The sequence below is a fragment of the Desulfosporosinus burensis genome, assembly GCF_054657535.1.
In genome coordinates, this window is record NZ_BAAHYN010000010.1 from 13,964 (window position 1) to 36,090 (window position 22,127).

The 22,127-nt window shown below is 42.7% G+C and carries 22 protein-coding genes; 6 read left to right on the plus strand and 16 right to left on the minus strand.

Annotated features, from left to right (window positions below; genetic code table 11):
* Positions 1-144: 144 nt before the first annotated feature.
* Together ACYQ3Q_RS17705 and ACYQ3Q_RS17710 are read right to left on the minus strand one after the other, a co-directional pair.
* Positions 145-390, minus strand: coding sequence for a DUF2922 domain-containing protein (locus ACYQ3Q_RS17705; RefSeq protein WP_459929852.1), 246 nt, complete (start codon positions 388-390; stop codon positions 145-147).
* 48 nt (positions 391-438) lie between these two features.
* Positions 439-657 (minus strand): DUF1659 domain-containing protein, encoded by a 219-nt coding sequence (locus tag ACYQ3Q_RS17710; protein ID WP_459929853.1) that lies wholly within the window; start codon positions 655-657, stop codon positions 439-441.
* A gap of 663 nt (positions 658-1,320) precedes the next feature.
* Here ACYQ3Q_RS17710 and ACYQ3Q_RS17715 point away from each other — a divergent pair.
* Positions 1,321-2,157, plus strand: a complete 837-nt coding sequence (locus tag ACYQ3Q_RS17715) for an ATP-dependent DNA ligase (RefSeq protein WP_459929854.1) — start codon at positions 1,321-1,323, stop codon at positions 2,155-2,157.
* Positions 2,158-2,301: 144 nt separating this feature from the next.
* Here the strand turns inward: ACYQ3Q_RS17715 and lexA are convergent, their stop codons facing one another.
* On the minus strand, positions 2,302-2,919 hold the full coding sequence (lexA, locus tag ACYQ3Q_RS17720; protein ID WP_459929855.1) for a transcriptional repressor LexA: 618 nt from the start codon (positions 2,917-2,919) through the stop codon (positions 2,302-2,304).
* Positions 2,920-3,354: 435 nt separating this feature from the next.
* Positions 3,355-3,603 (minus strand): hypothetical protein, encoded by a 249-nt coding sequence (locus tag ACYQ3Q_RS17725; RefSeq protein ID WP_459929856.1) that lies wholly within the window; start codon positions 3,601-3,603, stop codon positions 3,355-3,357.
* A gap of 48 nt (positions 3,604-3,651) precedes the next feature.
* On the opposite strand from ACYQ3Q_RS17725, the gene tnpA (ACYQ3Q_RS17730) reads away from it, so the two are divergent.
* The 4 genes from tnpA (ACYQ3Q_RS17730) (at position 3,652) to ACYQ3Q_RS17745 (ending at position 6,320) form a co-directional block, all read left to right on the plus strand.
* Positions 3,652-3,987, plus strand: a complete 336-nt coding sequence (gene tnpA / locus ACYQ3Q_RS17730) for an IS66 family insertion sequence element accessory protein TnpA (RefSeq protein ID WP_459929857.1) — start codon at positions 3,652-3,654, stop codon at positions 3,985-3,987.
* Positions 3,984-4,355 (plus strand): IS66 family insertion sequence element accessory protein TnpB, encoded by a 372-nt coding sequence (tnpB, locus tag ACYQ3Q_RS17735; protein ID WP_459929858.1) that lies wholly within the window; start codon positions 3,984-3,986, stop codon positions 4,353-4,355. Before tnpA (ACYQ3Q_RS17730) ends, tnpB (ACYQ3Q_RS17735) begins: the two co-directional genes overlap by 4 nt.
* A 77-nt stretch (positions 4,356-4,432) precedes the next feature.
* A complete protein-coding gene (gene tnpC, locus ACYQ3Q_RS17740) occupies positions 4,433-6,055 on the plus strand; it encodes an IS66 family transposase (RefSeq protein WP_459929859.1) in 1,623 nt (540 codons plus the stop codon).
* Positions 6,042-6,320, plus strand: a complete 279-nt coding sequence (locus tag ACYQ3Q_RS17745) for a hypothetical protein (protein WP_459929860.1) — start codon at positions 6,042-6,044, stop codon at positions 6,318-6,320. Before tnpC (ACYQ3Q_RS17740) ends, ACYQ3Q_RS17745 begins: the two co-directional genes overlap by 14 nt.
* Before the next feature lie 1,393 nt (positions 6,321-7,713).
* Here the strand turns inward: ACYQ3Q_RS17745 and ACYQ3Q_RS17750 are convergent.
* The 6 genes from ACYQ3Q_RS17750 to ACYQ3Q_RS17775 all read right to left on the minus strand — a co-directional run bounded on the left by ACYQ3Q_RS17750 (position 7,714) and on the right by ACYQ3Q_RS17775 (position 16,140).
* On the minus strand, positions 7,714-8,121 hold the full coding sequence (locus ACYQ3Q_RS17750) for a hypothetical protein (protein ID WP_459929861.1): 408 nt from the start codon (positions 8,119-8,121) through the stop codon (positions 7,714-7,716).
* A 246-nt stretch (positions 8,122-8,367) separates the two neighbouring features.
* The gene (locus tag ACYQ3Q_RS17755; protein WP_459929862.1) at positions 8,368-12,135 is read right to left on the minus strand and encodes a hypothetical protein; all 3,768 of its coding nucleotides are present in this window, start codon (positions 12,133-12,135) and stop codon (positions 8,368-8,370) included.
* 74 nt (positions 12,136-12,209) lie between these two features.
* Positions 12,210-12,470, minus strand: coding sequence for a hypothetical protein (locus ACYQ3Q_RS17760; protein ID WP_459929863.1), 261 nt, complete (start codon positions 12,468-12,470; stop codon positions 12,210-12,212).
* A 99-nt stretch (positions 12,471-12,569) separates the two neighbouring features.
* A complete protein-coding gene (locus ACYQ3Q_RS17765) occupies positions 12,570-14,057 on the minus strand; it encodes a hypothetical protein (RefSeq protein ID WP_459929864.1) in 1,488 nt (495 codons plus the stop codon).
* 903 nt (positions 14,058-14,960) lie between these two features.
* Positions 14,961-15,848 carry an IS3 family transposase gene (locus tag ACYQ3Q_RS17770; protein ID WP_459927319.1) on the minus strand — a complete coding sequence of 296 codons (888 nt, stop codon included), beginning with the start codon at positions 15,846-15,848 and terminating at the stop codon, positions 14,961-14,963.
* Complete coding sequence (locus ACYQ3Q_RS17775) at positions 15,802-16,140, minus strand: transposase (RefSeq protein WP_459927575.1); 339 nt, start codon at positions 16,138-16,140, stop codon at positions 15,802-15,804. Before ACYQ3Q_RS17775 ends, ACYQ3Q_RS17770 begins: the two co-directional genes overlap by 47 nt.
* Before the next feature lie 256 nt (positions 16,141-16,396).
* Between ACYQ3Q_RS17775 and ACYQ3Q_RS17780 the strand changes: the two genes are divergently transcribed.
* Positions 16,397-16,711 carry a hypothetical protein gene (locus tag ACYQ3Q_RS17780; protein ID WP_459929865.1) on the plus strand — a complete coding sequence of 105 codons (315 nt, stop codon included), beginning with the start codon at positions 16,397-16,399 and terminating at the stop codon, positions 16,709-16,711.
* A gap of 193 nt (positions 16,712-16,904) precedes the next feature.
* On the opposite strand, the gene ACYQ3Q_RS17785 is transcribed toward ACYQ3Q_RS17780, so the two are convergent.
* The 6 genes from ACYQ3Q_RS17785 to tnpA (ACYQ3Q_RS17810) all read right to left on the minus strand — a co-directional run bounded on the left by ACYQ3Q_RS17785 (position 16,905) and on the right by tnpA (ACYQ3Q_RS17810) (position 22,119).
* On the minus strand, positions 16,905-17,846 hold the full coding sequence (locus tag ACYQ3Q_RS17785) for a Kiwa anti-phage protein KwaB-like domain-containing protein (protein WP_459929866.1): 942 nt from the start codon (positions 17,844-17,846) through the stop codon (positions 16,905-16,907).
* A gap of 12 nt (positions 17,847-17,858) precedes the next feature.
* Positions 17,859-18,482, minus strand: a complete 624-nt coding sequence (locus tag ACYQ3Q_RS17790; RefSeq protein ID WP_459929867.1) for a hypothetical protein — start codon at positions 18,480-18,482, stop codon at positions 17,859-17,861.
* Between the two features lie 263 nt (positions 18,483-18,745).
* A complete protein-coding gene (locus ACYQ3Q_RS17795; RefSeq protein WP_459929868.1) occupies positions 18,746-19,486 on the minus strand; it encodes a hypothetical protein in 741 nt (246 codons plus the stop codon).
* Positions 19,487-19,623: 137 nt separating this feature from the next.
* The gene (tnpC, locus tag ACYQ3Q_RS17800) at positions 19,624-21,264 is read right to left on the minus strand and encodes an IS66 family transposase (protein ID WP_459929447.1); all 1,641 of its coding nucleotides are present in this window, start codon (positions 21,262-21,264) and stop codon (positions 19,624-19,626) included.
* A gap of 116 nt (positions 21,265-21,380) precedes the next feature.
* The gene (gene tnpB / locus ACYQ3Q_RS17805) at positions 21,381-21,737 is read right to left on the minus strand and encodes an IS66 family insertion sequence element accessory protein TnpB (protein WP_459929448.1); all 357 of its coding nucleotides are present in this window, start codon (positions 21,735-21,737) and stop codon (positions 21,381-21,383) included.
* Entirely contained in the window at positions 21,730-22,119 is a 390-nt protein-coding gene (gene tnpA, locus ACYQ3Q_RS17810) for an IS66 family insertion sequence element accessory protein TnpA (RefSeq protein WP_459929449.1), read from the minus strand. The genes tnpB (ACYQ3Q_RS17805) and tnpA (ACYQ3Q_RS17810) overlap by 8 nt, the downstream gene beginning before the upstream one ends.
* Between the last annotated feature and the right edge of the window lie 8 nt (positions 22,120-22,127).

The window sequence follows — 22,127 nt, forward strand, 5'->3', positions numbered from 1 at the left end:
TCTATTGGTGACCACGGTGCCGGGTCATACAAGTGATTATAGCGAGAAGTGGAGAGGCGAAATCCCCTCGCCACTTCTCGTGCACTCCTCTCTATAGAAGAATTCAAGCGAACGCCACCCCTGCCCAGGGTATCGAACAAACTTCTATACAATAGGCGGATCAAACAAATCCTGAGTCGTTGTATCGACGATTGCTATATCCTTAATAGCCACTAGATCACCACCGGTGGAAGTGAAAAGATTCTTCGCAATCGCCAGATTCATAAAGGTTTGGACCGTCGCCGCAGACAAATCTGCCACAGGATTGACGACGGAGTAACTTACCCCAGCCCCTAAGGCATTTGTAAAGGTCATACGGAGAACTTTTTTAGATACAGTTCCAACTGGCATGGTTATTTCCTCCTTTCCTTCGGCTTAATAGCCTTAATGTTAGGCCTATTACTCGGCCAGATCAAAATGATCTTCACGCACGACAGAGATTAAAGGGTACTCAGAAAGTGCTTGCATAGCGGTTGCCACATCAAATAAGTCTTGGTCCGTAGTTGCAGCTTTAACATTAATACTGCGGCTCGACAAGATGGGACCTCCCGCTGGGGTTGTGCCAGTTTGAACTTCTAGTACCATAACGGATTCTGTCTGAGAACTAATAACAGCCATTCATGTCACCTCCCTCCGGTCTTAGTCTCTTTTAGGAAAACGGTTCACGGAACATATATTCTGACCAAGAACATATGTTCCAACTTTGTTCTAATTATACATGACCTTTAGATTTTTTTCAATACATATTATTTCAATATTGTATTTATTTCGACAATTATTTTGAACAAGTGTACACGGTTGATCGCAATGAAATTATCAAAGCAAGCAACCACTACCACTCGAAACACCGACACTTCGTCAAACAAAGCAGGTCCGAGTGGACTATTCTGCAGCCCAAAATTCATCCAAGAAAACAGCATCTCTATCCTTTCAATCCTTGTCTTGGTCCTACTCCTCCGCTCGCGGGAATCTTTTGTTCGCTTCGTAGCTTCAAATACCCCCTCACTAAGCGTGCTTTTTCCGCCTTGTTTGGGTCAACCGGCCAGAAGTTCCCTTCCATTGGTCGGGAACACCTAACCGGGTTTGCTTAGCCTGCTTAGAGCGAGCCCGTGCTTGGGGTTAATGATACTCCAGCGCAAGGATCATTCCTCGTGCCTCGGTCTGCTGCCCGTGCTAGGAGCGCGGTTATACCTAGGTCATTCCCAGCAGTTCCCACCTGACTGTAAGCTTTTCCCATGTTAGACTTGACTGTAGAGGTGTAAAAATGTTTATTAGTCCAAAATGCTTCTCCACAAAGTGGATAGTCCTTTTGATGACTCAGATTGGCTTAGTGAGCTCAAATTAGATGGGATTCGTTTTAGATATTCGACTATGAATGGATTTAATTTTTATACTCGACATGAGAACAACGTAACAGAACGTTTCCCAGAACTTATGACGGAGCAGATTCCTAAGGGCACAATCCTCGACGGCGAACTAATTATCGCAGATAAATTTGGCAAACCTGATTTTGAGGAATTGATGAGTCGGTTTCGAATCAGTAATTCCAGGCGAATACCTAGTATGTCTAGAATCAAACCAGTAACGTTTTGCGCCTTCGATGTGGTTTATAATAAGGGCAGAAAAGTAAGCCACCTGCCCCTGTCCGATCGAAAGGAACTTCTTGCTGAGATACTGCCCATGGATTTACCGTTGATTACTAAAGTACCTTCTATCATCGGTCATGGTAACGCACTGTTCGATTTAGTTAAACAACAAAACCTTGAGGGGATTGTCCTTAAGAAGAAAAACTCCAAATATGAGCTTGGAAAACGATCTCATAACTGGTTAAAAGTTATTAATTATCAGTATGCAACGGTAGAAATTGCTGGTTTTAGAAAATCTAAGTTCGGTTGGTTGCTACGGTTCCCTGACAGTAAACCAGCAGGCATCATGGAACTCGGGGTTCCCACTGAGGCTCGCAAGGTAGTTTACAAGTTATCTACAATGGTGGGGTCTAACGAAGCAAATGATTTTGTTATCTTTTCAAAGGGTTTACCAAAATGCAAGGTCAAGTATCGTGAGTTAACCAAGGCGGGGTATTTAAGGTTACCTTCGTTTGTTGAGTTTGCCAGTTAAGATAGTTGACGACAAACATAAAAGAGATGGTCCTGGCGTTAAGCCAAGGCCATCTCTGTTATGTTTATTTAACGCAGTACGTTCACCTATGAAAATCCGTCATAGCCTAAAGAAGTGCTTATAAGAGCCCTTTAAGGACTAATTTTATAAGATGGTGCGGAAAACCCCGACAACTCTCCCTAAAATTGTGACATCTTGAGAATAAATTGGTTCCATATATGCGTTCTCAGGCTGAAGTCGAAAAAGAGTTCTTTCCTTATAAACTCGTTGAACCGTCGTTTCATCACCGATTAATGCAACAACAATTTCGCCGTTTCGAGCCTCATTCTGTTGATGTGCAATAACAAAGTCCCCATCTAAGATTCCCGCATCGATCATACTTTCCCCTTGAACTTTCAACATAAAATTATTTTCTTGTCGGAGGAGATTCGCTGGTAATGGGAAGGTACTTTCAAGGTTTTCTGCGGCGAAGACAGGCCGCCCAGCACTAATACGAGCAACAATCGGTATGTGGACAACATCACTTACATTAAGTAAGTCGCTTGAATTATCTATCACCTCGATCGCACGAGGCTTTGAAGGGTCCCGTCGAATATATCCCTTCTCTTCTAACGTTAAAAGATGACCATGCACCGTAGAGCTAGACTGTAGCCCTACAGCTCGACCTATTTCCCGCACGGTAGGAGGATATCCACTTTTACGAAGTTCTTGTTTTATAAATTCTAAGATAGCGGTCTGTCTTCTTGATAAGTCTGGATACATAAATACCCACCTTCCATATATTCATTATTCTACCATTTTCCTAAGTAAAATACAAACAAGTGTTCGTATTTAACTTAGGAACTGAATATAGCAGTGATCAAAAACACATAGGGCAATACTTCTCTTTTTTCATTAAGCTGAGCCGGACTCTTCATCTTGATCATACTAGCCGCCTACTACAGCGGTTGAAGAGCTTGAATTATTTACCTATTTAGGGATAATCGATAATCAGCTAGGAGTATTACGCTACTTTAAGTGTATTCCTAGTACAATTGAATGTCTCATGCTTATGGCTATCTACTAACTTCGGTGCCCGCTCCTTGCAGGAATGGGAGCGGGCTCTCACGCCCTCACCCATCCTGTCGCTCGGGTCCTGCCCGGGCCGGCTCATCCTGTCCGCTCCCGCTCGCGTAGTCTCCCCTAAACGACACGCCCTCACCCATGCTGTCGCTCGGGTCCCTGCCCGGGCCGGCTCATCCTGTCCGCTCCCGCTCGCGTAGTCTCCCCTATACGGGGAGCCTCCCCTCGCTGAGAATTCCTTTGCGGTCCTGGTCTATCCGCTGCGGGTGATCTGGCCTCATCGGCCAGCTTCCCTTCGCTAAGCGCGCGGTTATCCGGCCCGCAGTCACACATTCCCTCATAATTTTCGGTAAGCGGTGGAACAATCACCGTCGTGTAGATCAACCTCCCCTCTGATACACTAAAAAAAGTGATCAGAGGGGAGGTTTTAATGTGACATCCACAGCTGAAGATCTGCAAATTTGGGAGCAGCGGATAAGAGAAAGAGTCCAAAATGGCATGACAATCGGGGAATGGTGTGAAAAAAATGGCGTGAGCAAGCATCGGTACAAATATTGGAATCAACGTGTGCGCAAACGTCAAAAACCAGGCGAAGAAACGACCTTTGCAGATATTACCCCCATCATTTCATCTGTTGATACAGTAAGCCAAAATCCAGCAGTAACTTCTGACTTTCAGATCTTCTTCAAGAGCTTTCATGTGAGCGTTCCTTGTAATTTTAGCCCAAATTCGCTGGCAGGACTGATGAAGGTCCTGCGAGAATTATGATGCAACACATAGCCGATGGGGCGGACCATATCTACCTAGCACTGGGTGCCACGGATTTTCGCAAACAGCAAAATAGTCTGGCTGCGTTGGTAGCGTTAAATTTTAAACTGAATCCCCATGCCGGAGCAAATGTATTCTTATTCTGCAATAAACGACACAATGCCTTGCGGGCCTTACGGTGGGACGGGAATGGATTTATTCTGGTTACCAAAACACTTTCCGATGAGATGAAATTCCAGTGGCCGAAGGACCAGGGTGAAGTGAGGGACATCACAAGACGCCAGATGGTTTGGCTCCTGGAAGGGTTGCAGGTTGAGCAGAAAAAAGCGCACCCAGACATAGTTGACACGACTGGCATTATTTACTGAAAATGCTCTAAAATGCTGAAAAAATGGCCCTTTTTTGGTATAATTGAAGTAAGAAATTCATTGGGGAGAAAGCGGCCATGCATGACGAAAAAGATCTGCGTATAGAACAACTTAAAATGAAAAACCAAAAACTGCAAGAGAAAATTGACAGATTAGAACACAATGTCGAAGCTCTCACGCAGGCCGTTTTGCATGCAGCAAAGCAGCGTTTTGGAGCATCCAGTGAGAAAACGCCGTCAACAGTAGGACAAGCATCCCTGTTCGGTGATGAAGACGCAGATAATATTCCTTTACCTTATGCGCCCGTTATTCAAATCAAGGAACACAAAAGACCTGTACGAAAAAAAGGCGATCGTGAGAAACTCACGTTAGGGCTGGACAGAGAAACCGTGGAATGTGTTCTAAATCCTGATGAATCTGCATGTGGGATCTGTGGCAGTGAACTGCAAGTCATCGGGAAGAAAAAAGTACGTTCTGAGATGGAATATATCCCAGCAAAGCTGGTGATGAAAGACTATGTCCAATTTGTTTATAAATGTGTGGAATGCGGGAAGAACGACGCGAATCCCTACGATGCGATATACAGCGCGCCGGTGCCGGCGCCTGTACTGACGCACTCCATAGCCTCCCCATCCAGCGTGGCTTGGATCCTGTACCAAAAATATGTGCTTTCGGTACCTTTATACCGACAGGAACGGGATTTTCGAAGGATGGGTGCAGCCCTGAAAAGAGATACCATGGCCAACTGGGCTATACGATGCGCCGAAGATTGGCTGAAACCGCTGTATGACCGAATGCACGAACAATTGCTGAAATGCGGCATCATCATGAGCGATGAGACGACTTGGCAGGTCAACCACGAGCCAGGGAAAAAGGCTTCAAGCAAATCGTATATCTGGATCCACCGGAGTGGCAGTTGCGAGGGTCCGCCCATTATTCTCTACGAATACACACGAACCCGCTCGGGAGACCATGCCAAGGAATTTCTCGCAGGATTTAGCGGATTTCACGTCAGCGACGCGTACGCAGGCTATGAAAAGGTGGAAGACATCACACGGTGCCTCTGCTATAGTCACTTGCGGCGATATTACCTGGAAGCCATCCCCTTAGATTCCGGAAGAAAAGAGATCCCTGGTTCCGGCGGGGCGATCGGACGGGCTTACTGTGATAAACTTTTCCGATTGGAACGCAAGTGGAAGGAACTACCCCCGGCAGAGAGGAAAAAGAACCGGCTTATTTATAGCGTCCCTGTGTTGGAGGCCTTTTTCGCCTGGGCAGAAACGACAAGAACCAGGCAGGAGAATCTGAGAAAAGCCTTAAATTATACCTTGAACCACAAGAAATACTTCGCCAACTTCTTGCTGGACGGGAGAATTCCCCTGTCCAATAATTTATCCGAAGTTGCCGTCAAACCCGTAGCTATCACGAGGAAGAACTCCCTGTTTTCAGATTCAGTGGCAGGGGCCAAAGCTTCCGCAATCATCTTTAGCATCGCAGGGACAGCAAATGCCAACAACCTGGATCCCTACAAATATTTGGAGTATATTTTCCGCCGGTTGCCAAATCTGGAGTTTACATCGGATGATCCGATATTGGATGACTATCTGCCATGGTCCGAGAAGGTGCAGCTTGAATGTCGGATGCAAAATGCCAAAACGGAATTTAAAGAGAAGGATGACCTAAGAGATGAAACTGCCTAATATTGATTTCTTAATGAACATGACCAAGGAATATCTAGACGGCAAAATCGACAGCATGACCTACACCCTGGATTTTCCCCATGAGCTTGATCAGCGATACAAAAAAGCACATCGTGAGGATGATGATTACTGTGAACTGATTTATGAGTGTCTTTATGAAGAAGGAATAGGCAGGTATAATGAGCTATCCGATGGAGAATTTAAAAAGCTGATACGGAAACAGTATAACTACATCAAAAAGATTGCCCGAGAAGGATTTTATTGAAAACAGCTCCACTTCAAACAGTGGAGCTGTTTTTATTCCTATTTTATACGGTAGGTGTTCCACCGCTTACTAATTTTCGGGAATCCATGGCCGCGGGTGATACGCCGCGCCTTCCCTCCTCATAGTCGGGAACAAGCGGACGGGAACGACAGCCACGGCATACCACGCCTGTTACCCAACTATGCTAAATCATGCTGGGGTAAAGCGGCGGGTATGCCGTGGCTTTTAGCAGGATCGCGGTTATCCTGCGTTTGGCCGGCTTACCTTTGCTGCTGGGGTTTCACCCCACCAGGCAAAGTCTTGCCGACCGGTTTCGTCCGATCAGAAATTCTCCCCTAGTCGGGGAGCCTTTCCTCACTAGGCTATATTTTGCGGTTCCTGGCTTATCTCGCTTCGGGTGATCTGGCCTAACCGGCCAGCTTCCCTCACTTGGCCCGCGAGAGCGGGTCCACCGACCGCGCATACTACGTATCAGCGGCCGAGTTGCGGGTTAGGACTATCTTCGCTACGTGAGCGACATAGCTATTTATTAAGTCTAATCTTGCCGCTCACCAAGCTAGGTACGCGGTTGCAGGGGGGCTCCCCGGCAACATAATGCGGCACAGCGCGGGTATTACTCCGAGGCCACGAGGAGGAATTTTGCGCGGCAAAGACCATAAACAACGATCTAAGCGCGGTTAGCTCCCCGAGAAATCGAGGGGAGCTAACCGCTCGTGCGCAAGCTCGGACAAAAAATGCCGCCTAGCCGGCAGCGGCCCGAGGAAGCGAGGGACGAAGTCGGCGGGTAAGCCAGGATAAGCAATCAAAGCGAGCGGGTACCGCGACGAAGTACGAGGAGCGGTTCCCGCGAGCGCACGCAGACAGGATGAGCCGGCCCGCAGCCGTGGACCTCGTCTTCTTGGCAGGATAACCGCAGGCATAGCTTGGTTAGCGGGTTAAGCAAATCCAGGGAGAATGACATCGGCCCGCTAACATAGCGGACATAAGTTTGACCTGCACCCCGCCTTCGAGCGCTTTTTTCTGGCGTAGGCTTTGTCCGGTCCGAGGTACGAGGGCCGGCAAACCAAGACAGAAAACAAGTGCTTGGAAGCGGATGTGGACAGGATAAAGCTATTTACGGAGTAGGCTGGCTCGTGAGCGCAACGAGGTACGAGTGAGCATCTTGATCCAGCCGCCCGGAGTAAATGACCTAAGCAAAGACCGGCAACCGCGCGCTAAGCGAGGGCCGGCTTCCCGAGGCTAAGAGGGGAGACTGCCCGAGCGCGGGCTGCCAGGACCACAAATGCCGGCTCAGCGAGCGGGGCAGCGGCAGGATGAGAATGTCCGAGCGGAGCGGGTACCGCGAAGGAGTGAGCGGTTCCCGCGGAGCGGGGCCCAGCTACAATTTTACGTTCTACTGTTTTGCTAATTTATCCAAAAAATTCTTTAGTTCTTTTTGAGTAGTCCAATACACGATATTCCTCCCGTGTTCATCCCAGCGTGAAATATCAAATCTTTTAGCATGGCGACTTATCAAAATCTCCTTGCCATTCATTTGTTTTATAATAATTACGGACTGTGGCGGCTCCCCTGGAACACTATTGTTTTCGCGTACTCCTGAGGCTGAATTAAACCAAGTCACTAAGTTCTTAATTTCCTCCTCGGTTGCCAAATCTTTTCCAGATGCCTCACTCCATAACATAATTTCCGAAACATTTTCGAGCTTTATGTGGCGGTGCAAACTTAAAGGCTTGACTAGATAATCCCAAATAAGCAGAGCTAGAAGTAATAAACAAATAATAAAGATAGCCTTCTTAAACATCTTCTCTCCTCATGGCCTTAATTTTTTTGTCACCCATTACCTTTATCAATATTGACAGTTTAACTAGTCTCTTGTACTAAGTTCAATGACGAATATCTTTACAGCACATAATCTTACATATACGTCATATGAGAAGTTAAAATGAGCTATTGAAAACTCTCTTCGGTACGACATTAAGTGGTATTCAAAAGGTACTTAGAACGGCTGAAGATTGGTACAATCTCAATTGCATCTTTATCAAAATAATCAATAGCGTCCCTTTAATTCATGAGCACGTTCTCTTTCGGATTCATACTGGTAGGAATCACCGATACGGTTAATAATCGTTGCTGTACGAGGATATAAGAGTTGAAGTTTAGTTGCATAACCATAGTATCTCTCAGCAATTTGCGATTCTTCAGTACCACCTGTTACAGAGTGTACTCCCCTTTGGTTTCGCAGACCAGTAATAAAATAATTGACCAATTTATCTGAGTGATTTCTCTCCAAAAAGTCACGAATACATTCGGTTGGCCAAACGCCATCTTCACCAATAGGTGCATAAGACAGTATTGTGCCAAAACAAATTGAGTGTGCCAAAGAGTAATGTCTATTCTCTGCAAGAAGGCTCGCATCCTCCACCCATTTAAAGAAAACTTGCTTATCAGGCTGCTCTGATTGATGACTACTGCCGGGAATCCGTCGTATTCGATCTAAAGCGTCATCGGCGTGACGCGCCATCTTTTGGCGATCATTATCCCATGAATCAGACATATCATCAGATTCATATGCAGCGCTAAGCAGCTCCATATATAATGACGGTTGTGCCAAAACTTGATCCACTAGACATTTAGGCTCAAATTCTATATCGAATGCTAAAAGATAAGCAATTTCAAGTTTTGCAATCTCCGAGGAGTATTTATCTGCCTCAGTATAGAGTTTTTTGAAAATCTCCTCAATGTCATAAGAGGGAACGCTACTTAAAGCTTTCCCATTTGGTTCATCGTTAGGATTCAGCTCAAGGGCTTTTTGCAGAATCGTAATAAGTGTAGGAATATCAGGGTATGAACTATATGCCAGACAATCTATTAAAGTGTATGGGCGATTGAATTCTATCATTTTCAAAATGTACTGCTGGGAAAACGGGAAATTATCTAAGTCTAACCGCCAGGGATTCATTGTCTCCCAATAAATTCTCTGCGTATCATTTGTCAAAGATTTTACTAAGTCAAATAGCTCCTCTGTTAAAGGCAGGCATACTAATAGCCAACCAGCATCTTTAGCTGGAAGCTCTGGCACTGTTGAAATAAATTCCCCAAGTCCATAATGAAAATATACTTTTGAAACTATCGCAGATGCAACATTTCGATTTATTTTCTGAACTTGTTGTATATAATCCCATACAAAGTGATTGCTCAACACTTCTTCCGTCACGATTTCTGCAAAAGTAGAAGTGTTTTCAATTTTAGGCAGCATAATAAATATTGATTCCGCGCCATACTGAGACAGAGCTTCTCGAATTTTCTCTAATTGAAATTGCTTTAATTGTTCACGTTCAGTAGCAAGGCTGTATTCTTTTTCCTTATAGACAAGCGGATGCAATCCATTAAAATGATAATCAAAATAATGAATGTATTTCAATGGTGTTTCAGGCAGGATACTATAATAAAGTTCTTCTATTTTACTTATCGCTTCCTCTGATATGCTCCAATCTGAATGAACAAACTTTCTATGTTTTCCAATGAACTTTGCCAGTTCAGAACATAGTTTAAGCAAATCGTCTGCGCCCATGTCAACAGCTTGTTCTTTGCATTTTTTAATGACTACATCCGTTTGGCTCAAAAATGCATTGAAAGAGCTAAAGACAATACCCCAATCCGCAAAACAGGGGTTAATATTGTTAAGGAATAGTTGGGCTAGAAATGCACAGGCATCTCTATATTCGCCTCTTGTAACCCTTGTTTCTGGTATATCAACATTTCTCCAACTAAATTTTGATATGTCGGTTGTAGTGTGGCGGCCCTGCGGTAATAACGCTTTTACAAGACTACGTGACGTTTCAGGATACTCCTTCAAGATTTTCTCTAACAAAAGATTCCTTTCCGCCTGAGTAAATATGCCTTGAGGATGCCAAAAACAAAAAATATCAGTCAGTGTATTAATAGGCGTATTGGAAAGTTTATATTCATACCCTTTATCCGCAAAACACATTAGTAGTTTGACCGCACGTCCGGCATATCGCGGGAGCCAAACTAGTTTTTCAAGAGCCCACAACAAATGAGTATAAAATGTTCTACCAAACATAACATCTTCCGGATTCTTAAACATCTTCCAGAACTCGCTATCAGGAATATCTGCTTCTTTTTCCATAACAGAAAGGACGGCATTTGGTGTTGCCTCGACAAAAAAAGGTATATAAGGAGCTATAGTATACCAGTCCTGCCACGTTTTTACCTGATTAAATGTTTGAGAGACGAGAGACTCACATTCAGCAGTAATAGATGAAATTCCGAAGCTATTACCTGTGCCATCATCTCGTTCTACAATCATAATCAATGAGATGATTATGCCTTGCAGTAGTTGTTTTGAGTAATCGGATTTCTTACCCAAAACTCCTGCCATATACCATTGTCTCTCAGGGAGTTCATACGCAGGATCCGCAACATCATATACGGATAAAACACAAGATTTGAATCTTTGAAACATATCTGAAGAGAATTGATTCCAAAGGACATCCCACATCTCTGATATCGATATACACATATACGAACCATCTACAACAAACAATGGAGTATCATCACAGGCAATAAAAGGATGCAGCAATCGGACGTATTCGTTATATTCCAATCCAGACAGAGACTTAAGAACTTCCTGGTCGCCTGAACAATTTTCTTCCCAAGCCCCAATTAAGAGCGCCGGTATTAATACCAATACATTAGCTATTTCTGACCATCTCGGGACCTTCAAGTAAGGTATAGTTGTAATTTTACGGAATAATGCAGGAAAGCTTCGTTTTAAATCAGAAGCAATGCTATAAACGGTCTTAGCATCATAGCCGAGCTTTTCAAGCGCTATACGAAATGTATGGGTGCTGTGTGCGTCAATGGCAACACGGTTGCTGGTTTTATTGATTAAGTTAATTGAAGAATATTTGTTGGTTGGCAATATGTAACTACTCCGCCCATGAGAAATCACAGCTTGGGGGCAGAACGTAGGAATAATTACAGCATCTTTAAACTGAGTGCAAACAACATCCCACATCAACGGAGATTGAACGATAATACACCTAGATAATAATTCCATGTATACAGGATCTGCGGAAGAAACTAATTCTGCGGCAAAGACTAAAATCGCTTCTATTTCCGATTCTGCACTCAGGACAATCTGTTTACTTCCGGCATTAAAGAAATTAATAATTTGTGGCACAATGGGCTTCCTGCTGCATGTAAAAAATTCGATATTTAATTTAGGGTCAGTGTGTTCAGTTATGTTTATCCAGTAGTCTTCCAAAGAAAGCAATCCATTCATATCACGACCCATTATCCCCGATAACCAAGCAGACACCGCCGGGCATGCTTCGAGCCACATTACGAGACTAATTGCATCAATTATACGAACATCTTTCCAAATACCTTCTGCTCCTTTTTGAGCAGTTATCTCCACAATCCCTGTTTGATGATTCCATATTCGAGAACTTACAAAACAAAATGTTGTAGAAGATTGCTCTATACCATTAGGGTTCTCGGAACGTTTTTTGTAATCACCATTGAATTTAGATAAGATATTTTGATCTGAGCCAAATTCCCAAACAGATTTTCCGCGAGGAAAAAATACTGACTGGGTATCCGTATCCAAATATCCGTCGTATCCACTATATTGGACTGCCTTAGAATGCGGGAAATGGTGCTCCATCATATTAACGCATGAGGCTAACAAAAGACGCCAAACTAATTCAGGCAAAAGTTCCTGAGCACGTCGAGGTTCTCGACTTGTCCATGCTTCTATTTCACTGGCTGTTATCCAATTAATACCCATAATACGGCACCTCCGATTAAATATTTAAATTCCCTTATTACCCTAATCGGTTTTGGATAACGGAAATTCTTTTTCTACTTCCATTGGACACCCTTAAAATTCTCCGATAATTTGTATTGACCGTTTCCGAGGGAAACAAAGTACTTTATATACGTATGACTATGTTTAGTAGCCGCACTATTTGCTAAACAAACGACGACATATGTTTCCGGAACTTGCCACGACTTTTGTGCAACGAACTCCTTAATATCAGCTACCGAGAAAGGTTCAGGCAAATTGCCCTGGTTAACTCCACCAACAATTTCTCTGTTCAAACCTCGACCGTATTTTGGCACGTTTAATACCCCCATGTTCTTATAGCTTAAACATAGCCTAATTTGTGTAACCATCTGCGAATGTTGATACAGCAAGTTTCAACACAATACCTTAGAGCTTCAGTCAATTGGTCCCTGCATTGGTTCATTTATATGCCTTCTAGGCCATCCTCCTGTTGACCTATCTATATAATCACCATCGAACCCTAATATCTTTAGAAGTATTCGGTGGAAAAGTGTTTGAAAAGCGCGTGTCAAACGAACCATTTTTTCAATTTCTTGGTCACTCATTATGTCACCGTGAGCCATCGAATTTCGTCCCTTAATAGCCTTTCCTTCTATCTCCCCTATAGGTAAAGCGATCTCAGAAAAGAAAAAATCCAACCGTTCGTTCGCACCCATGTTGTACGCATTTTTTATTTTATTTAACATCCTTTGCTGGTAAACGTTTTCTCTGAGTTTGTCCTCTATTAAATTGAATTCAGAAGCCAATAGTTCAACATACTCTTTCTTTGCTAAATAGACCCCTTTGGTTTTTGATTTACTTGTTTTGAACCAACTCTTGGCAATTGTTTCAACGCCAGCCGACAAAATCGGTAGATTCACTCCTAATGGCAAGTCAAGCGACACCCAATAATTCAAAAGAGCTTGCTTTAGATTCAAATCATTACGTAATAACAGGTATTGGGGAATAAGTTGGGTAAGTACCTTTTCTACCAAGCCCCATGTCTGATAATTATCTATATCAACCGGAAACAATGCAGCATCTTGACATTTAGAAACAACATTATCACCCCATGGATTCTTAGCAACTTCTTCTATCGGATAGCCCATACCTGTAAACTTTGTGTATCCAACATTCAATAAGTGTTTGCCGAAAATGAAACCAACTATTTCACTTATCGCTTCTCTTTCTTCCTCGTCAGGAATGCCTCCCCATTCTTCGCGATATTCTATTCCAATGCAATTAGACCACTTAGGTCCAAAATATTTGGGAACTGCTTGAATAATAAAACTTCTATTTTCCAATTCTACAAAAGCAAAATCTCTAGTGTTTTCTTCATTATGCGTGCCAGGATATAATTTTTCCTCATTATCAAACCTTTTTCTAATATAGTCTTCTTTTAACTGTCTTTTAGTAGAACGTGGAAATATAAAGCTTCCACTTGGGCCATTCAGATACCATTCAATCAACAAATCAGATTTCATGTCAGTCAGTTGTTTCTTCTCAACATGGTAAAGCATTAGGTTAGCGACAAAATTGGTCTTTGGGTTGGAGTCTAAGCGTGTTACCTGATTAGAAATACCTCCAATGTAACAATGACTCAATTTGTATGATATAGAACCGTAATGATCGGTACCCTCAATCTCGATACTAGGCATAGTTGTACCGGCAATGCCTTTTTCTTTGTCCATGTTGCCTATACCATGGCCGTCATATTCCCCAAGTATTCTCCCGTTCAGCTTGTAATCATCATCTCGCCAAATTTCGATTGTCTCTGCACCTTTTGGGATTGATTCCGATTCTATTATTTTAATTATTTTAATTTTACTTGTAAAACCTTCCCATTCTATACGTGAAAGTGCCGCTTCTTTATCTTCACTCATTAAATCACCACTTTTATCCGTTATTTACATCCGCATATCACAAAAATAAGTTATGACATTCAGCTAAAGCCAAACGCCTTTTATTAAAAGCCGTAGATTCGGCCTCTCATCGATTAGCAATCGATGCCTTAAAAACTAAACGTAATGGTCCTCCGCTATATCTACTAGCTTCGGTGCCCGCTCCTTGCAGGAATGGGAGCGGGCTCACACGTCCTCACTCTACTGTCGCTTGGGTCCTCCCGCTCGTCAAGTCTCCCCTATACGAGGATCGTCCGCTCGCTGAGATTTCCCTTTTGGTCTTGGTATCCGCTGCGGGTGATCATGCCTCATTCGGCCAGCTTCCCTTCGCTAAGCGCGCGGTTATCCGGCCCTCAGCCACACCGGCCGCGCATACTACGTATCAGCGGCCGAGTTGCGGGTTAGGGCTTATCTCCGCTAAGTGAGCGGCTTAGCTATTTCTTAAGTCTAATCTTGCCGCTCACCAAGCTAGGCACGCGGTTGCAGGGGGGCTCCCTGGGCAGCATAATGCTGCCCAGCGCGGGTATTACTCCGAGGCTACGAGGAGGAATTTCCGCGCTGCAAAGACCTAAACAACGATCTGAGCGCGGTTAGCTCCCCGAGAAATCGAGGGGAGATCCACCGCGCGCGGGCAAGCTCGGACAAAAGATGCAGCCTAGCCGTCAGCGGCCCGAGGAAGCGAGGGACGGTATCGCGGGTAAGCCAGGATAATCGATCAAAGCGAGCGGGTACGGCGACGATGTACGAGGAGCGGTATAGTGGCTCGGATGTAAAGACAAAAATAATCAAAAAGATAATGTACCAGATATTGTATAGTAGTAGTCTTCATTTTGTTAGAGCGCATCATTGAATTTTGTGCTATGTAGTGGCCTACCGAGTGTAGGACTACGCACTCATTTGTAGTAAAGCAGGGTAATATATATCTGCCGGAGTTTCGTAATTCAATGCTGAGTGCAATTTCACAAAGTTATATTTGTGAATAAATCCTCCAATTTGTTTCCTAGCATCCTTGATATGTTCATAATCCTTAAGGTAGACTTCATCATATTTAAGTGTCCTAAACCATCGCTCTATGGGTATGTTGTCAGCCCATCTACCCTTACCATCCATGCTGATTTTACTCTTGTTATTGATAACAAATTCAATATATTCATGGCTTGTAAATTGGCTGCCCTGATCGGAATTTAATATCTCTGGTGTGGCAACAGCATAGGCCATCTTTAGGGCATGGATCACCATTCGTGTGGATAGAGTGTCATCCAGCTCCCAGCCAACGATGCACTTGCTGTGCCAATCAATGATGGCAGTTAAGTAAATGAATCCACGTCTTAACTTGATGTAGGTAATGTCGATTGACCAGGCCTGATTTGCTCGGGTGATGACGGCATTACGTAGTAGATATGGGTAGATCTTATGTCCCTTTGTAGGCTTGGATAGGTTGGGTTTCGGATAAATTGCAGAAATGCTCATCTCTTGCATAAACTTCCTTGTTTTGAGCCTACCAATTTCAATGCCTTGTTTTTGTAATGTTTTGGATATTTGCCTTGAGCCCCAAGATGGGCTTTCGGTATGGATTGCATCAATTTTATGCTTAACCATTATTTCAAAGTCGGAAGGCTCTTTTGGTGCGTAGTACACGCTTGTTCGGTTGACGTCTAAAAGCCCTGCAACAGTGGACAAGGGTAGCGGTTTATCGCCATTTTCACTGTTCTTATGATCCTTGATTTCAGCCTTTTGGGCGTGGAGTAAACCGACTCTCCCAGTCAGGTCCAAGAATTTCTTCAGATTTTTTTTTGAGCCAATCGACTTGTGTAGTCAATTGACCGACCTTTTTATATAAGCTATCGTTTTCCCGCTCCTGATCCTTAACTTTCTCCTGTAACACCTTGTCCTTTTTGTTATCAAATACATTGGCTGCATTAGCCAAAAATTCATTCTTCCAGTTCCGCAGCTGGTTAGGCGCTATCTCATGGGTGCTGGCGATTTCGTTTAGTTCTTTTTCGCCTCGCAAAACCTCCAAAACTCTCTCCGCCTTAAATTCTGCGCTAAATACTCTTTTCTTCATCAATAATAAACCTGCTTTCTTTAGTGGTTTTATTATATCAGGTTCATTATCTTTTCAGAAAATCTTGTCGAGTTTTCCTAGACCATTATACGGTTCCCGCTCGCGGCTTCGGACCTTGTCTCCTTGGCAGGATACCGCGAGCCTAGCTTTGTTAGCGGGTAAAGCAAATCCATTGAGAATTACATCGTCCCGCTAACATAGCGGACATAAACTTTGACCTGCACCCGCCTTCGAGCGCTTTTTTCTGGCGCAGGCTTTGTCTGGCTCGAGGTACGAGGGCCGGCAAACCAAGTCAGAAAACAAGTGCTGGGAAGCGGATGTGGACAGGATTAGCTATTTACGGAGTGGACTGGCTCGAGAGCGCAACGAGGTACGAGTGAGCATCTTGATCCAGCCGCCCGGAGTAAGTGACCAAAGCAAAGACCGGCAACCGTGCGCTAAGCGAGGGCCGGCTTCCCGAGGCTACGAGGGGAGACTGCCCGAGTGCGGACTACCAGGACCACAAATACTGACTCAGCGAGCGGGAGCTGCCCGGCTAGGGCAGATCACGCGAGCGGCAGCTGCAGGATGAGAATGTCCGAGCGGAGCGGGTACCGCGAAGAAGTGAGCAGTTCCCGCGGAGCGGGGCCCAGCTTGTAATAATTTCATAACGCTTAACTTCTAATTATTAGCCTAATGGGCGTATGGATAATTATAAATTCAATCACAATGAAACAATTTCACTTTGCAAAAGTAATAATTAAATACACAAGTAAAGCTATGTATTAGTGACTCAAAATATTATCATTTAGTATAGATGTAACTTCAATGAGATGATCGGTTTCCTTATCTTGGAATATTTTGTAGCATAGATATTTAATCAGCTGATTTGCCTGTTCTTGAGTATCAACAATAATCTCAGAGTCACCAGTAGTATTCAGTTGGAGCCTATTAGCTATTTCCTGCCGGCCTTCTTGCGTAGACAGTTTATCTACACGTATCTGCTTTAACGTCAAGAATGTTTTGGGTGATGTATAGCTTTTCATAAAGGAAGTGACTTTTTCTGTTTCACGGAATGCGTTGGTTGCCATAATGTTCTCAATGGCATTATCTTTCAAACGACGCATCGTTTTTTCCATGTCGAAAATTCCTTCAAAAGCATGGTTAAAGGCATACAAGGTGTCACTAATGACAAGAAAATCTGCTTTCAAATACAATCTGCAAAGGTCGTCGCTGAACTGGTCGAGTTCATCATTTTCAACGTGTTTAAACACCACCGACTTTTTATTTTCGAGATTGAAAAGAGGATTACCGATTTTGACAACTGTTATCGGTTTATCAGTTTCATCAGTAGGTTGTCCATCAAGAATGTAGCCTTGGTATTTTCCTTTAATTTCTTCCCTTGACGCGCTTGAAACAGAAGTAAAAAAATAATTCCATTGTTCAGAAAGTAATTCGTTATTTACTTTGATTTTATCGCATGAAGTTTTACTATTCATGCCATCATATTCCTGTACGTTTTCAAGTGGGCCTATCTGGTATGTAGACACAGCATCACATAAGACCAAAGCATATTCAGGTAAATAGCTCACGTTTTTGAACTTGATTTTATAGACATAATAAGGGTTTCCTTTTTTGCGATGACTGATTTTAAAAAAATACAAATTCCATGCATAGCCATGTTCTTTGGCTACATGTATAGCTGTGGACAACAACTCTTTGCTCAATTTTCTTCCTCCTTAAATCTCAATGTAAATATAATTATCAAAATCAAAGTAGTGTATTTCCTGCGGAATTGCTTGAGTCAGATTGTTCTTGCTTATGATCAAACTATCTATGTATGTTTGACTTCCGTTCATATTGGGGCATTCAATATCACATTCATACATCCGATAGCCCTTAAATTCTAGAAAAATATTTGTATATACATTATTGTTTCTTATGCACAGAAAAGTTAGGACAGCAAAGTATATCAAAAATAATAGGATGCTTTTTATTTCACTGAAATCAAATGCGATCATAGGAAGGATATACGCAAGTAGGAATTCAGCAGTAAGTTTATTTGCTCTCTTGGCTCTCTTTATTGTTCCATGTTCGGGATGCTCTGCTGACTGCTGCGTCTTTATTGTATCGTTTATCGCATAGATACTTACGACCGAACAAATAGACAGGAGCAATATCATTATCATTTCGATTGAGATTGAACATAAAACAGACTTAACTGAAACAGGTGCTTCTTCTGTAATGGTAGTAAGCAGGTTATGAATTTTGACGGTGATACTCCAAAGATCGCTAATTATGATTGAAACCCACAGCGGAAGAAATGAAGTGAAAAACATATTCCATTTAAACCAATTTCCCATCAAAGTCCTCCTTAAAATAATAAAATAGTAGAAATTAATAAGGACTTGGTACTTTTACTCTCTATACAATTATTATTGTTCCTTTATTATCCGCTCCACTTCAAGTTTTGCTTTAAAAAACGCATCTTAATTGAATTTCACGTTATTAGCCAAATTGGAAGTGCTATACTTCTCTGTCATATCAATAATAAATAGCAATAAATAGATTTAAACGCTATATATTGTAGAGTTATTATATTCTTACTCTTCTTATAAAACCCAAGCTAAGCTTTTTTTAGAATCTCATTTCGTAGTTCTTGGAGATTCATCATTGTTTCATCAATCAATTCTAGCGTTACTTCATCAAGGGTTACGCTCTTATCTCCTGCATCTTCCTTACTTTTTCTTGCACGTCCTTTAGTTTTCTTCTCATCTATCTCTAATAAACTTCCCCATTCTTGAAGTGATGTTAACACATGCTTTTCTACTTCATTAAGAGCATCAAAAACAGCAGGATCAACATCTACAAACCGATTCTCAGGTTCAATTTTCATTAACAATGTTGCAACAATAATCCTTGTATGTCTATCAAAAAGATTAGCGGCAAGCTGGTCTACATTCGTGCCGTCACGGTGCCACAATAAGCTGAATGGATTGCTGTCTGGTTTTAATAAGTCAAGCATCTTTAAAGTATCTTTGTATGACTCAAGAGGGTAAACTTTTCCTGGCATTGAAGATCGATGATCCCAAATGCTTAAAATAGTTTCTATTACACTTTTTTGTGCCCGTTCACGCTCATGTTCTGTAGTAGCATTCTCCGCTTTATTTAATAGTTCTGCTAAATGGTGCGACATCCACCGCCCAAGAGTATCAACGCCATCCTCGTAACTCAATTCATGTACAAGGTACTTTCCAAGTCCCAATACATCCTTCGGCATCTTCGATTGTTCCATCCCTTCTGAGGAGGATGACTTTGTCATACCGCGCTTCCTTTGTCTTTTCTTCGTCGTGTCTTGAGTAGTCATAACCTTTGTTCCTCCTTGTAATCTCAACCTCGACAATAAGATCTAGCTTAATTTTATTAAGAAAGGTGTAAAGAGGTAAACGGTAAATAGTGCGTCATAGAGTAAACAAAAACCGTCAAATGACGGTCCGTTGTGAATTATAGATTAGTCTGTTTTTTACATTCCTCCGGTAGCTTACCTGACCAAGGCAACAAATCTTCAAGAAAAGATAAGTTTGTATCATCTTCATGCTTTGGGATCTCACTCAGTAGATGTTTGAAGTACTGATACGGCTTAAGATTATTGGCCTTAGCAGTCTCAGCAATGCTGTAAGCGATGGCACTCGCTTTAGCACCATTGATCGTGTCAATTAAGTGCCAGTTATGTTTTCCAATGCAAAAGCCTCTTATCACCGATTCCGTAGCATTGTTATCAAGTGGTACATCCCCATGATCAAGAAATACTTTTAAATAGCGCTCTTGATTAAGGCAGTATAAAAGACCTTTGCCCGTTTCAGATTTTTCAGGGACTTCATTAACCTGTGATTTTGTCCATGCAAAGAAGGCCTCCACCTGAGGCTTCACGATGAGATGCCTTTGCCGTACGCGCTCCTCATTTGAGCACTCTGAAAGGTCATTGTCAAGTTTATAGATGGCAGCTATCTGCTTTAAAGCCTCATAGGCTAGGGTGCCTTTGGCTTTTTCTTCGCCTTGGGCTTTCACAACTTCTGCAAAGCGCCTTCGAGCATGACTCCAGCAACCTGCAACCGTCAGATTTTCACGTTCACTTTCCAGCGTGTGATAAACCTGATATCCGTCTGTCACGAGCACCCCAGAGTAATCCTTTAAGAACGTTCGGGGATGGTCTGCCTTTCTGGTTCGCTGGTATTCATACAAGATGATTGGTTGTTTATCGTACATTTTGCCTGTGCGATAGACCCACATATAACTTTTACTTCCTGCAGCTCTGCCATCTTTACTCACTTTCACGGGCGTTTCATCCGCTTGTAGAACAGGACTCTCAAGTAATTCCTGATGCATTCTGTCATAAAGTAAAGAAAGGTATCGCTCACTGCACTGGATCGTCCAGTTTGCCATGTTCTGCCTAGAAATGTTCACATCATGTCGCTTGAATTCTTGCTCCAATCGATAAAGCGGTAGTGCATTGATATACTTGCTGTTAAAGATCGCCGCCTGTAGCGACGGCGTCACGATGCTGTTTCTAAGAAGATCTTTATCGCGTTTCGCACGCACAATGGTCTGATTATCTGCGCCACAATAAACAGCGACGTGGTGTTCTTCCACTTCAAAAGTCGCTGGATGAAAAGCAAGTCTTTTATAAACTTCGTCTGGTAGCCTACGCCATTTGTCACCAAAGATCTCTTTTAGTTCAAGTTCACTCATTTCATGATGGAGGACCTTGATAGGTAAGTCTTTAAGATCTGCTTCGCGTTTTCCCTTTTGCTTTTTGCGCTTAGTCGGTTTTGAATAAACCTCGTCTAGCTCAGGCTCAGTGATCGATTCGTTAGCGTCAACAATGGCTTCAGCTTCGTTGAAGTAAAGCTCCATTTGACCATCTAAAACGATCTTCTCACTCGATCTGCCAAAACGTCGTTGATTGGCCAGGGCGACTTGTTCCAGTAACAAATCGATCTTTTTGTTAAGGACATTCATCTGCTCCTGCTGCATGTCACTGGTTTTCTTTAAGGATTCTGTGATTTCCTGAAGTGCCATGTACATGGTTACGATGGTTTCCTTACTATAGTCAGTTAGTTGTTTTTCGGTCAATTTTTTCTCCATGATTTCACTTTATCACACGGAAGATGCAGTGTACAGAAGGAATGAGCTTGCTTTTAAAATTGTGGAAAAGTTTAAAATTTAACATTTTTAAATCGTTTTATCCACAGGTATTTTGGCTAAATTGCGCGTTTTGGAGAAGATTGATGAACCTTTTTCTTGGGGTCAAGTGTGAGACCTTCTGTCAACCAACGAAATTGTTGTAAGGTAATGTTTCGAGCAGCTTCTTCAGTACGTGGCCACTGGAATTGTCCGTTCTCAAGACGTTTATAGAGCATTAGAAAACCGTCATTTTCCCATACCAGTCCCTTGATTCGATCGGTTCTTCTTCCGCAAAACAGAAAAAGTACATTTTGGAAGGGATTAAGCTGAAACTTCTGCTGAATAAGGGCGCTTAGCCCATCTATTCCACTTCTCAAATCGGTGTAACCACAGACGATATAGATTTGATCAAATCCAGAGGCACTATTAAACATTTCTAAGGCCCCTGAGCACATTTAAGATTAGCTCTTGCGATGTTTGATTTCCAAACTCGATGGTAATTTCACCGAGTTTGATAATAACTTCTGGTTGACCTGTTGAGTTAGCTTTAACATTTTTAACATGACTTAATTCGTTTGTTTTCGGTTGTGATAGCATTGGAACAAAAGAGACCTCACCATTTCTATCATCTTGATCAATGGATTCGACGATAGAGTGACGGATTTTCTTAAGCCAATAATAATAAGATGTTTCTTTTACGTTATTCTGCCGGCACCAATCTCTGATGCCTAATCCACTGGCATTGTGTTCTGAAATGATAGCAACCCACTTATCATAACGATACTGAGCAGTTAATGATTTCACTTTACTGTCCATACGCACAG